Consider the following 11979-nt stretch of genomic DNA (forward strand, 5'->3'; position numbering starts at 1 on the left):
ATGGCACACACTCCAGTATCTGTGGTGCACTGGCCGGTTTGGCAGCGATATGCCGGATCGGTCCACACTGCATGAACAATATGGGTTGACGACCATCGCGCCGGATCGGTGTTGCCGTCAACCCCAGTACGTAACGGGCGCGGACACATTTGAGAATGGCCTCAAACGACACTGCCGAGAGGTGATGGCACTCGTCGACGATGACGTGTCCGTAATTTTCCACAATGGGATTGGTTTCTCCCTGCCGATGTATGGACTGCATGACTGCGATGTCGATGCGGCCTGTCGGTTTGGATTTTCCGCCGCCGATCACGCCGACCATCTCCTTGCCGCAACCCAGGAAAGTATGCAGACGTTCCTGCCACTGCCTGAGCAGTTCCGTGCGATGCACCAGTACCAGCGTGTTGACACCACGCCGGGCGATCAGTGCAGCAGCGGTGACGGTTTTTCCGAAGGCGGTGGATGCGCACAGGATACCGGTATCGAAGCGGAGCATCGCTCTGACAGCTTGCTCCTGGTCTTCACGGAGTTGGCCTGCGAACGCAACAGCAAGGGCTTGGCCGCCGCAGCGTTCGTCCCGCAATTGGCAGCCAATGCCATGCTCACGCAGCAGATTGCGGATGGCATCGAGACAGCCGCGCGGTAAGGCAATATGGCGAGGGAAGTTATCGGCGCAACCAATCAGACGAGGTTTATTCCAGATCGGCAGGCGCAGCGCTTGGGCCTGATGAAACTCAGGATTGGCGAAAGCGGCCAGGCGGATAAGCCGATTGGCCAGCGCCTGCGGGAGTGTGTCTTTCTCGATGTAGATAAGATTGGCCAGGGTCAAGGTAAGAGAAACCGGCATGACACCCACCAACCGTTGATGGTTCCCTGATGAACGCCTCCATGGCTCGCGCAGATCTTCGTCGGTAGCGAAGGTGATGTCCAGTGGATGAGAGCCGCCGGTGGCGCGCAGGACGACGGGTTCGATGTCATGCGGCTCCATCGTCCTCAGCGATGCCAGGAAGGCCCATTGATCGGAATGCGATTGCAGAGCATCATCCACAAAGACGCTTGCCCCTCGCTCGCGGGGCATCTTCTGCAAAGGCAGGGCAATCAGGTTGCCGAACCCACCCTTGGGCAGGGTGTCCTGGTTCGGAAACAGACGATCATAGGAGCCCAGCGTCAATTGTCTCGTACAGGCGCAGGTGTGACTTATCAAAGCCGTTCCCAACCGACGGGCATCGCGGGCAGCAACACGGCCGGAAAAGAAGATCCAGGCATGGGCGCCATTGCCGGAGCGCGAAATTTCCAGCGCGACCGGAACACCCAGTTCACGGCAGGATTGAACAAAGGCTCGGGCATCATCACGCCAGGCCGATTCGTCGAAATCCACGGCCAGCAGATAGCAATCATCACCCGGCAGCAGCGGATAAAGGCCGATCGTATATCGCCCTGCCAAGTGATCGAACAGAACCTGATCAGTCAACGGCAATAGTTGTCGCTGCTGACAGTCACTGCATTTGATGCGAGGCTTTTCGCAGACACCAGGACGCCACTCGTTCGCACAGGCGGGCGCATACCCGCTCTTGCCCGCTTTGCTTTCCCAACGGACTGGATAGACGTCGGCGCGGCCCCGGAACAACCGGCCAAAGAGCGCGACTTTCTCGTCTGTGGTCAACGATAAAGTTGCTGGAGACTTGGGGATCGACACAGGCGCTTGCCAAGCAATACCGTGCGCTTCGAGCAGGCCGATCAAGCGGGCGTTCTCGGCCCGAAGGCGGGCGAGTTCCTCGTCGCGGCCAGTCATCGTCTATGCATCATCCTGACCATAAGCCCGCTTCGGTCAAGCGACGCAACAGTGCCGCCCGCTTGGCATGAGGGACAAGGAAGCGCCGCAATTGGCGCTCGAAAGCATCCGGCCCGGCAACCAAGGCATACCCTTCGGCGAGCACCTTCAGCAGACCGACCGTTTTTTCGTAGCCGGATGCATTTCCACGGGATGCCTGTGCGCTCGCTGCTTGCCAGTATTTGTCCGGCGTGTCCATGATGCGGCGTAACTCGGCCTGGTGCTTTTGGCGACGTTCCGCCTCGCGCTTTGCGTGCACTTCAGCTTCGCGAGTCCGCCTGCGCTCACCCGCCGATTGCGCCAGCTCGCGCAGCTCTGCTACTTTGCGCCGGTGAGCACCCGAAGATGCCGGGTGCTGTGCCTTGAGCCATGCAGCATAGTGAGACTTTACCCGGTATTCTGCCTTCTGGCCCCGGCCCAATGCAATTGTCTTGAGCACATCCTGCATATCCGCTGTCTGCCAGATGTCCAGCCAAGTGGAAATTGGCAGCGTTTCATCCTGCGGTGCCGCGGCTGCGGCACTGGCCATGCTGGCGGCTTCAAGCAGATCCAGATCAATTTCCAGAAATTCGACCAAGGCCTGCTGCGCTGGCGAGAGGTCTGTCAGTCCGGCAGGCACTTCCGGTTCCAGCACGTCATCGTGCAAGGCATCGCCAGCTGCCAACCAGCCCAGATACAGAGGCCGCAAATCGCCGCGCATCAACTCATCGCGCAAGGAAATCAACCTGGGCATCCACCTGCTGCCGTCGTCTTCGGCAAAGCGATCGTAATTCTTGTTTTCTTTCAACCACCAACTAAGTATCCAGTGCGCATCGCCGGACTCGATTGACAGTACTTCCGGATGGGTAAACGATTCCAGCTCAAGCTGACTGAAAACAGCCTTGGGCAACTTTAGCGACACAAGGCAATAGCCCCAGTCGGCCCAATAGACGAAAGCATCGAAATACCGATGCATCCAATCAGCAGGGTCGGCCTTGAGGCTGCCCCATGCGTAGTGATTGGTGAAACCGCCGGGTGTGATGACGGCGCGGGTAGAAACAGCGCGAAGTTCGGCCATCTCGACTGCGCTCAAGGGTCTGTCGATGGCTGCGAATTCATAATACTGGTATTCACTCATAATACAAGTGCCCAATCTGGTGTATCTTCTCATGCAGCATGGTGACGATACCGATGTCACCATTCGAGAGACGGCGCCATCAGACGCGGTTACGCGCGATAACGTCTGCTGCCGTCAAGGGCTTGTATGACGACTCTGGCGCCGCCCAGGCGTGGGTGAGTTCGGCCTTGAGCCGCTCGAATGCAGCCGCCTCCCTGGTTTCTTTGTCACGACGAATGAGGTCCCGTATATACTCGCTGACGTTCTCGTAGTCGCCGTGCTCACCCACGTTTGCGGCAACGAATTCGCTCAGAGGGCCACTGAGGCGTACTGTCATAGTAGTGGTGTTCGTGCGGGACATGGTCAGCTCCTTGCCGTCTTTATGTCTTCAATATATTTAATAATGAATACAACAACAAGTCTGAGCGTTGCAGGACTGCGCAGACCACGCAACCGATAGCACACCCATTTGCACCCATTTCACCAAGCCCGGCAGCAGAGATTTGAGCGCGTCCTCCGGGCCAGATTCGGAATGTGTGCCCAGGGCCCCTGGCCGCGTGATTCTTGCAGAACAACGGGTTACGATGAGACGGATCATTTTTCAACCTTCTGGAGCCTACATGAAGATTTTCCATTCCGTCACGTCACCCTTTGTACGCAAGGTCATGGCCGTCGCCATCGAACTGGGCGTGGATCAGGACATCGAGCGTTTGCCCAGCGACGTACACCCGATCCGCGTCGATTCGACGGTGGCTGGCCATAATCCACTGGGGCAGGTACCGACGTTTTTCACGGCGGATGGCACCATCCTGTACGATTCCCGCGTGATCTGCGAGTATCTGGATACCACGTATGGCCAGGGTAGGCTGTTTCCGGCCGATCCAGCGGTGCGTTGGGTGGCGCTGCGCGATCAGGCGCTGGCCGACGGCATGTTGACCGCGGGCGTGCTGGTACGCTATGAACTCACCATCCGCGACCCGGCGTTGCAAAATGCCGACTGGCTTGCGGGGCAGCGGCGCAAGCTGCTCGAAGGGGTCCGGCAGCTCGAATCCACGTTCGAGCACTGGGCCGAGCGCTTCGATATCGGCACGATCGCAATCGCGTGCGCGCTGGGCTATCTGGACTTCCGGTTCGCAGACTTGGGTTGGCGCGAAATCGGCCCGCGCACGGCACAATGGCAAGATCAGATCTGCGAGCGTCCCTCGCTGGCCACGACGCGCCCGGTGTAGCCCGCCTAGTATGACTTGGGCAGCCCCAGCACCTTTTCGGCGATGTAGCAGAGGATCAGCTGGGGGCTGATGGGCGCGATGCGCGGGATGAAGCTCTCGCGCAGGTAGCGCTCGACATGATATTCCTTGGCGTAGCCGTAGCCGCCCAGCGTCATGACGGCGCGCTGGCAGGCATTGAAGCAGGCTTCGGCGGCCATGTATTTGGCGGCATTGGCGTAGGTACCGGCGGGCTGCCCCTGGTCATACAGGGTGGCGGCCTTGAACACCAGCAAGTCCGCGGCTTCGAGCTCTGCCCACGATTGCGCCAGCGGATGCTGGATACCCTGGTTCTGCCCGATCGGCCGGTTGAACACGATGCGCTCGCCGGCATATTGCGCCGCCTTGCGCAGGGCGGCCCGCCCCAGACCCACGGCTTCTGCGGCAATCAGGATGCGTTCGGCATTCATGCCGTGCAGAATGTAGCGAAAGCCTTCGCCCTCTTCGCCGATGCGGTCGTCCATTGGCACTTCGAGCTGATCGATGAACAATTCGTTCGAATCGACTGCTTTGCGCCCCATTTTATCGATTTCACGGATCTGTACCCGCTTGCGGTCCAGGTCGGTATAGAACAGGCTCAGCCCGCCGGTATGCCGGCGTGCCGATTTCAGCGGGGTCGTGCGGGCCAGGATCAGCATCTTTTCCGCGACCTGGGCGGTAGAGATCCAGACTTTGGAGCCGCTCAATACGTATTGATCGCCGACTCTCTGGGCCTGCACCTTGAGCTGCGTCGTGTTCAGGCCGGTATTCGGTTCAGTGACGGCAAAACAGGCGCGTTCCCTGCCCTGGATCAATGGCGGCAGCATGCGCTGCTTCTGGGCCTCGGTGGCGAACTGTACGACCGGGCTCAGGCCGAAGATGTTCATGTGCACGGCCGAGGCTCCGCTGAGGCCGGCGCCGGATTCGCTGATGGCCTGCATCATGATGGCGGCTTCGGTGATGCCCAGATTGACACCGCCGTAGGCCTCGGGCATGCAAATGCCCAGCCAGCCGGCGCTTGCCATGGCTTCGTGCAGCTCGTACGGGAAGCCGCCATGAGCGTCATGTTCGAGCCAATACGCATCGTCGAATTGTGCGCAAATGGCCTGGATGGCGGTGCGGATGGCGTTCTGTTCGGCAGAAAAAGAAAAGTCCATAAGGGCTTCTGACAGGTTGGTTGGGGCGCATGGCCAGGTGGCAGCGGCGGGCCTACGAGACCCCCGGTGCCCGGTGCGCAGAGGCTTGCGCGCCGGCGGCACCCGAGCCCAGCAGCTGTTCGATCTCGGCGGCGCTGTAGCCCAGCTCTTGCAGGATATCCCGGCTGTGCTCGCCCAGCCGGGGCGCGAGGGCGCCGGGTTCGGGTTGAGAACCCGACCACTGGGTGGGTACGCCAATTTGGCGCAGACGGCCTTCTGTCGGGTGTTCATGCCATTCAAACAGTCCGACGTCGGCCAGGTGGGGATCTTGGAGCAGGGTGTCGATCGTGTGCAGGGGCATGCAGGGGATGTCGGACTGCTCGAGCAAAGTCAGCCAATCCTGGGTGCTGCGCTCCAGGAAAATCTCGGCCAGCATGATCTGAAGCGATTCCGCGTGCTGCGTGCGCGTATCCATGTTGGCCAGGCGTGGATCCTTGCCCCACATCTCGGGCCTGTGGACGGCGTGCAAGAAGCGGGACCATTGCTGGTCGTTGTAGATCATCGCGCAGACATAACCATCGCGGGTACGGTAGGGTCGGCGGTTGGAGGCCAGCAGCCGGGGATAGCCTGCCGGCCCCAGCGGCGGATCGAACGATTGCCCGGCCAGGTGATCGCCAAGCAGGTGATTGATCATGGTTTCGAACATGGGGACGTCGATGCGCTGGCCGCAGCCCGTTTTTTCGCGGTGATATAAAGCGGCCCCCAGCACCGCCACGGCGTACAGGCCAACGCTGCGGTCCGCGATGTTCGAGGGCACGTAGCGGGGCACGTCGGTGCCGGCGGCATGCATCAGTGATGGCAGTCCGATGGCCCCCTGGATCAGGTCGTCGAATGCAGGCCGGCCGGCGTAGCGGCCGCCTTCGCCAAATCCGAAAGTGCCCAGGTAAATAAGCCGCGGGTTGATCTTGGCTACTGCCTCGTAGCCCAGTCCGAGCCGCTTCATGGCGCTTGGCCGCAGGTTGTACAGCAGTACATCGGCGTGCGCCAGCATCCGCCGGAACACATTCAGGCCCGATGGATTTTTCAGATCCAGGACGATGGAGCGCTTGCCGCGATTGACGTGCAGGAACAGGGCGCCCATGTTCTCATGCCGCATGGGGCCGACCTTGCGCATGACGTCGCCCTGCGGCGGTTCGACCTTGATGACGTCGGCGCCCATGTCGGCCATCATTTGCGATGCGTACGGCCCCATGAGTACCGTCGACATGTCCAGCACGCGGATGCCTTGGAATGGACCGGCCATTGTGTTTCCTCCAGAGGTCAAGATGCGTGCGATCCGAGCACCCCCGCCCGCAGTCTTGTCCGATCCAGTTTACCGGGCCTGAATGATATAAATCCAATATTGTTTTACTATTGGATGATTCAAAATACCTAATGTTCAGCCGGGTGGCACATGGTGCCCTGGTGTCATTGGACGATGGCACGCCGCGCGTTCTGCAGGTCGCGCTGATTGGCGATACCATGACGGTCGACGAAGTGGTGGAAATCGATCATGTCCAATTCTTTCTCTGCGCCCGGCGACCCGCGTACGCTGCACGCGCGCTCGGCCATACACCGCATGGCCGCCTCGCCCATCCGCGATCTGGCCGACGTGGCCATGGGGCGCGACGATGTCCTGCCATTCTGGTTCGGCGAATCCGATCAGCCCACCGCCCCGTTCATCCGGCAGGCCGCGATCGAGGCGCTGAACCAGGGGCAGACGTTCTACACCCAGAATCCAGGGCGTGGTTATCTGCGCCAGGCCGTGTCCGCCTATTTGGGCCGCCTGCATGGCGTGCCCATCCCCGAAGCACGCATTTCGGTGTGCGCATCCGGGGTGACCGGGCTGATGCTGGCGGCTCAGCTGTTGCTGGATCCAGGTGACCGCGTCGTGGCCGTCACGCCGCTTTGGCCGAACCTGATCGAAATCCCCGCCATCCTCAGTGCCCACGTCACCCGCGTGCCGCTGGTCGTGCGCGAACAGCGCTGGAGCCTGGACATCGAGCGCCTGCTGGATGCGCTGACCCCCGATACCCGGATGCTGATGGTGAATTCACCCAACAACCCCACGGGCTGGGTCATTTCAGACGAGGACATTCAGGTGCTGTTGGCGCATTGCCGCCGGCATGGCATCTGGATCCTATGCGACGATGTCTATCAGCGTCTTCTGTATGACGTGCGACGGCCGGTTGCGCCTTCTTTTCTGGCGCATCAGGCGCCGGATGATCGCGTCGTGTCGGTGAACAGTTTTTCCAAGGCATGGTCGATGACCGGCTGGCGCGTGGGCTGGATGGTCACGCCCCCCGAACTGCAGGCCGATCTGGCCAAGCTCATCGAGTTCAACTACGCCAGCGTATTCGAGGCCGTTCAACGGGCGGCTTGGGTGGCGCTCGAGCAGGGCGAGGCCGAAGTCGCGCAGCTGCGGCAGCGGCTGGCGCACACCCGTGCCGTGCTGGTAGAGGCACTGTCGGCCTTGCCGCAGGTCGACGTGCCGGCGGCCGACGGGGCCATGTATGTGTTCTTCAGGGTTGCGGGCCATGAAGACTCGATGGCGCTGGCCCACGGCCTGGTAGACAAAGTGGGCCTGGGGCTGGCCCCGGGGCGCGCGTTCGGCCCTGAATCAGCCGCCTGGCTGCGCTGGTGCCATGCCACCACGCCCGAGCGTCTGCTCGATGGCGTGGCCCGGCTGGCACGGTACCTGGATGCGCCGCAGGGGCGCGGGTGACCGCGCCGCCCCGCTTGTTTAGTTGGCTTTGAGTTCGGGCGCCACGGCGACGTTTTGTTCTTCGTAGAACTTGATGGCGCCGGGGTGCACCGGGATGGGCATGCCCTCGAGGGCCTTGCTGACCTGGAAGTATTCTTTCAGGTTGGGGTTCTGGATGTCGTTGTAGAACGTGTCCAGTTTCTTGTTGAAGAGCGTGTCCATGAAGGCGTAGACGTCATCGTCGCTCATGTTGGCGTCGACCACCAGCATGGCCGACAGCGTGATGGTGGGCGCATCGGCAGGCATGTCGGGATAGGTCTTGCCCGGAATGACGAAGGGGGTGTAGAAGGCGAATTTGTTGTGCAGTTTGGCTGCGTATTCGTCAGAGATGGGCACCAGGCTGATGGGCGCTGTCTGGGCGGCTTCGGTAATGGCCGATGCACCGACGCCGACGGTATAGAACATGGCGTCGATCTGGCCGTCGCGCAGCAGATTCACTGCGCTGCCAGCGCTGCCGCGCACGGCGGTTTTCAGGTCGTCGAGGCCGAGGCCATAGGCTTCGAGGATGTTGATAGCGTCTTGCTCGGTGCCCGAACCGATGTCGCCCACGTAGATGCGTTTGTCTTTGAAATCGGCCGGCGACTGGATGTTGGCTTCTTTGCGCGCCAGGATATGGATGACTTCAGGATACAGGATGGCCAGGCCGCGCAGGTTGGTGACGGGCTTGCCCTGGAAGGCTTCGACCCCTTCGCCCTTGTAGGCGTAGTACGCGACGTTGTTCTGGGTGAAGCCCATTTGCAGCTGGCCTTCGCCGATGGCCCTGCAGTTGAACACCGAGGCGCCGGTGGAGCGCGCGTTGGCACGCACGTTGATGTTGGCGTCGTTGACGATCTTGGCCATGCCCACGGCGGTGGGATAATACAGACCGGTGGTGGAGCCCGAGCCTATGGTGACGAATGTCTTGGCACCGGCGAGGGGGATCAACCCCAGGGTGCAGGCCAGGGCGATGAGAAACTTTGCGGTTCTAGAGCCCATTGTGTGTACTCCTCAAATGTCGTATGTACAGGCCAGTGTATCAAGGGCCACATCGTTTGTGCAGGCCACGGGAACATAATATGCATGTATGTATCATTGGCGGCGGGGTGATCGGGGTGGCGGCGGCCTGGCAGCTGGCGCAGCGCGGCGCGCAGGTCAGCCTGGTCGAGGCCCGCCGGCAGGTTGCCGAGCTGACCAGCCATGCCAATGGCGGTCAGCTCAGCTACAGCTACGTCGCCCCCTTGGCCGAACCTGGGGTTTTGCCCCATTTGCCTGCCTGGCTGTTGCGGCGCGATTCGCCCTTGCGCTTCCGGCCCCGGCTCGATCCTCTGCAGTGGCGCTGGGGGCTGGCGTTTCTGCGGGCCTGCAACGCCCGGCAGGCGGCCGCCAGCACGGCACAGATGCTAGGCCTGGCAGCGCTCAGCCGGGCGACGCTGCAGGCCTGGATGCGGGATCTGCCGCTCGAATTCCATCACGTCGAGAACGGCAAGCTGATCGTATACCGGCACGCCGGGCCGCTTGGCAAGGCCCGGGCCCAGGTCCAGCTGCAGGCCGGGCTGGGCGGTGCCCGGCAGCAGGTGCTGTCGGTCGATGCCTGCGTGGCGCTCGAGCCGGCCCTGGCCCCCGTGGCCGCGGCCCTGGCGGGTGGGCTGTATACCCCAAGTGAGGCGTCTGGCGATTGCCGGACATTCACCCAAAGCTTGTTTGGCCACTGGGTTGCACGCAGTGGCCAGTCGGCCTGGATGGCAACCCGTGCCGTCGGCTTCCGGCGCGAAGGCCGGCGCGTGCGTGCGCTGCGCCTGGACGACGGCCGCGAGATCGAGGCGGACCAGTTCGTGGTGGCCGGCGGGCTCGGAAGCCGCGACCTGCTCAGGCGGCTGGGCTATGCCCCCTTGCTGTATGGCCTGAAAGGCTACAGCCTGACCGTGCCCGGCGCGGCAGGGTGTGCGCCGGCCATCAGCGTGACGGATTACGAACGGCGCACGGTGTACGTGCGGCTGGGTGACCGGCTGCGGGTCTCGGCCATGGTCGGCATGGGGCTGAAAGGTCTCGCGCCCGAGCCCGATCGCATCGCGCAGCTGCGGCGCGAGGCGAGCGCGTTCGTGCCGCGGGCCGATTTCGGCCATGCCGAGGCCTGGGCCGGTCAGCGGCCCGCCACCCCGCATGGGCGTCCGTTGGTCGGGCGCTGCCCCGGCATGGACAACGTTTGGCTCAATACCGGGCATGGCGCACTGGGTTTCACCCTGGCCTGCGGTAGCGCGCACCTGCTGGATACGCTGATGGCCGGCGAACCACCGGCCATCGATCCCGCGCCGTTTGCACCCCGCTGATCCGCCCGCCCGGCGCTGTATCTGGCCGATCGGGCCGGCCAGGTGATCAGGCGGCCGACGCCGGCGCGGGCGGGCTGCGGCGCACGCGCCAGTGATGGTAGGCGAGCGCCAGCGCCAGCAAGGTGATGCCGATCGAGTCGGATTCCCAGCCCGGGATGATCATGAGTACGGCGGCTGCGAGCATGGCCAGGCGCTCGTACCAGTGCATCTTGATCTTCAGGTAGCCCTGCGTGGCGGCCACGAAGGCCAGCATGCCGACCAGGGCCGTGAGGATGATCCAGGCGCCTCGATACCAGCTGCCCACGTCGATCAGCAGCAGTTCGGGATTGAAGAAGAACATGAAGGGCAGGATGGCCGTGCGCAAATCATAGATGAAGCCCTGCACGCCGGTCGCGATGGGGTCGCCGCCCGAAATGGCCGAAGCCGCATAGGCCGCCAGCCCAACGGGCGGCGTGTCATCGGCCAGGATGCCGAAATAGAATACGAAGAGGTGGATGGCGACCAGGGGGACCATCAGCCCCGAGGCATCGGCCAGGTTGGCGATCACCGGCGCCACCAGAGCCGCCATGACGATGTAGTTGGCGGTGGTGGGCAGGCCCATGCCGAGAATCAGCGAGGTGATGGCCGCCAGAATCAGCACGACCCAGATGTTGCCGCCCGACAGGATGTCGAGCACCTGGGTCAGGCCGTAGCCCAGGTTGGTCATGGTGACCATGCCCACGATGATGCCGGCCGCCGCGGTGGCGATGGCAATGGTGGTCATGTTGCGCGCCCCTGACTCGAAGCCGTTGAAGATGTTTTTGCAGGCCTTCCACAGGCCGGCCGACACGCCCGTGCCCTTGCGCCAGGCACGCCAGATCTCTTGCACGACCATCAGGGCCATGAGGACGAACGTGGCGTGCAGGGCGCTGCGTTCGGGCGTGAGCTGTACCCACATGAGCTCGTAGAGCAGCCAGATGACCGGGATCAGATAATGGATGCCTTTGAAGAACGTGGGCCAGAAGGGCGGCAGTTCGGCTCGCGGCAGGCCGTGCAGGTTCAGCTTGACGGCTTCGAGGTGCACGACGTAGAGCAGGCCCACATAAGCCAGGATGGCCGGCACGAAGGCGTAGATGATGAGTTGCGAATAGGGAATGTTCAGGAACGAGGCCATGATGAAGGCCGCCGCCCCCATGACGGGGGGCATGAGCTGGCCATTGACCGATGCGGCGCATTCGGTGGCGCCCGCTTTCACCGCCGGGTAGCCGACCCGTTTCATGAGCGGGATGGTGAATGTCCCGGTGGTGACCACATTGGCCGTGGAGGAACCCGAGATCACCCCGGTCAGCAGGCTGGCGACCACCGCCGCCTTGGCGGGCCCGCCGCGATACGTGCCCAGTGCGCTGTAGGCGAGGTCGACGAAATATTGGCCTGCACCGGCCTTGTCGAGCAGGGCCCCGAAGAGTACGAACAGGAAGACGAAGGTGGCCGATACCTGAATGGGGGTGCCCCAGATGCCTTCGGCCGTGATGTACAGCTGCTGGATGATTTCGTTCCAGCTGTAGCCATTGTGCAGGTACAGCA

At 62.5% G+C, this 11979-nt stretch carries 10 protein-coding genes; 3 read left to right on the forward strand and 7 right to left on the reverse strand.

Annotated features, from left to right (window positions below; translation table 11 throughout):
• From WCZ84_RS12090 to WCZ84_RS12100, 3 genes are all read right to left on the reverse strand, one after another.
• A partial coding sequence (locus WCZ84_RS12090; protein ID WP_372686531.1) for a DEAD/DEAH box helicase family protein occupies positions 1–1792 on the reverse strand: 1792 nt, incomplete at its 3' end.
• A 10-nt stretch (positions 1793–1802) separates the two neighbouring features.
• The gene (locus WCZ84_RS12095; protein ID WP_372686532.1) at positions 1803–2948 is read right to left on the reverse strand and encodes a hypothetical protein; all 1146 of its coding nucleotides are present in this window, start codon (positions 2946–2948) and stop codon (positions 1803–1805) included.
• Between the two features lie 79 nt (positions 2949–3027).
• Positions 3028–3288, reverse strand: coding sequence for a type II toxin-antitoxin system ParD family antitoxin (locus tag WCZ84_RS12100; protein WP_372686533.1), 261 nt, complete (start codon positions 3286–3288; stop codon positions 3028–3030).
• Between the two features lie 259 nt (positions 3289–3547).
• Between WCZ84_RS12100 and WCZ84_RS12105 the strand changes: the two genes are divergently transcribed.
• Positions 3548–4156, forward strand: coding sequence for a glutathione S-transferase N-terminal domain-containing protein (locus WCZ84_RS12105; protein ID WP_372686534.1), 609 nt, complete (start codon positions 3548–3550; stop codon positions 4154–4156).
• Between the two features lie 5 nt (positions 4157–4161).
• Here the strand turns inward: WCZ84_RS12105 and WCZ84_RS12110 are convergent, their stop codons facing one another.
• Together WCZ84_RS12110 and WCZ84_RS12115 are read right to left on the reverse strand one after the other, a co-directional pair.
• Positions 4162–5328: an acyl-CoA dehydrogenase family protein gene (locus tag WCZ84_RS12110; protein ID WP_372686535.1), complete on the reverse strand. Its 1167-nt coding sequence runs from the start codon at positions 5326–5328 to the stop codon at positions 4162–4164.
• A gap of 52 nt (positions 5329–5380) precedes the next feature.
• Complete coding sequence (locus tag WCZ84_RS12115; protein ID WP_372686536.1) at positions 5381–6610, reverse strand: CaiB/BaiF CoA transferase family protein; 1230 nt, start codon at positions 6608–6610, stop codon at positions 5381–5383.
• Between the two features lie 249 nt (positions 6611–6859).
• On the opposite strand from WCZ84_RS12115, the gene WCZ84_RS12120 reads away from it, so the two are divergent.
• Entirely contained in the window at positions 6860–8071 is a 1212-nt protein-coding gene (locus WCZ84_RS12120; protein WP_372686537.1) for a pyridoxal phosphate-dependent aminotransferase, read from the forward strand.
• 18 nt (positions 8072–8089) lie between these two features.
• Here the strand turns inward: WCZ84_RS12120 and WCZ84_RS12125 are convergent, their stop codons facing one another.
• Positions 8090–9085 (reverse strand): TAXI family TRAP transporter solute-binding subunit, encoded by a 996-nt coding sequence (locus WCZ84_RS12125; protein WP_372686538.1) that lies wholly within the window; start codon positions 9083–9085, stop codon positions 8090–8092.
• 80 nt (positions 9086–9165) lie between these two features.
• Between WCZ84_RS12125 and WCZ84_RS12130 the strand changes: the two genes are divergently transcribed.
• Positions 9166–10416, forward strand: coding sequence for a D-amino acid dehydrogenase (locus WCZ84_RS12130; protein WP_372686539.1), 1251 nt, complete (start codon positions 9166–9168; stop codon positions 10414–10416).
• Between the two features lie 46 nt (positions 10417–10462).
• On the opposite strand, the gene WCZ84_RS12135 is transcribed toward WCZ84_RS12130, so the two are convergent.
• A partial coding sequence (locus WCZ84_RS12135; RefSeq protein WP_372686540.1) for a TRAP transporter permease occupies positions 10463–11979 on the reverse strand: 1517 nt, incomplete at its 5' end.

The organism is Castellaniella sp. (assembly GCF_041675725.1).
GTDB lineage: Bacteria > Pseudomonadota > Gammaproteobacteria > Burkholderiales > Burkholderiaceae_B > Castellaniella.

Coding starts and splice junctions, on each gene's coding strand:
- WCZ84_RS12095 (WP_372686532.1), bottom strand. CDS start 2,948: ATGAGTGAATACCAGTATTATGAATTCGCAGCCATCGACAGACCCTTG.
- WCZ84_RS12100 (WP_372686533.1), bottom strand. CDS start 3,288: ATGTCCCGCACGAACACCACTACTATGACAGTACGCCTCAGTGGCCCT.
- WCZ84_RS12105 (WP_372686534.1), top strand. CDS start 3,548: ATGAAGATTTTCCATTCCGTCACGTCACCCTTTGTACGCAAGGTCATG.
- WCZ84_RS12110 (WP_372686535.1), bottom strand. CDS start 5,328: ATGGACTTTTCTTTTTCTGCCGAACAGAACGCCATCCGCACCGCCATC.
- WCZ84_RS12115 (WP_372686536.1), bottom strand. CDS start 6,610: ATGGCCGGTCCATTCCAAGGCATCCGCGTGCTGGACATGTCGACGGTA.
- WCZ84_RS12120 (WP_372686537.1), top strand. CDS start 6,860: ATGTCCAATTCTTTCTCTGCGCCCGGCGACCCGCGTACGCTGCACGCG.
- WCZ84_RS12125 (WP_372686538.1), bottom strand. CDS start 9,085: ATGGGCTCTAGAACCGCAAAGTTTCTCATCGCCCTGGCCTGCACCCTG.
- WCZ84_RS12130 (WP_372686539.1), top strand. CDS start 9,166: ATGCATGTATGTATCATTGGCGGCGGGGTGATCGGGGTGGCGGCGGCC.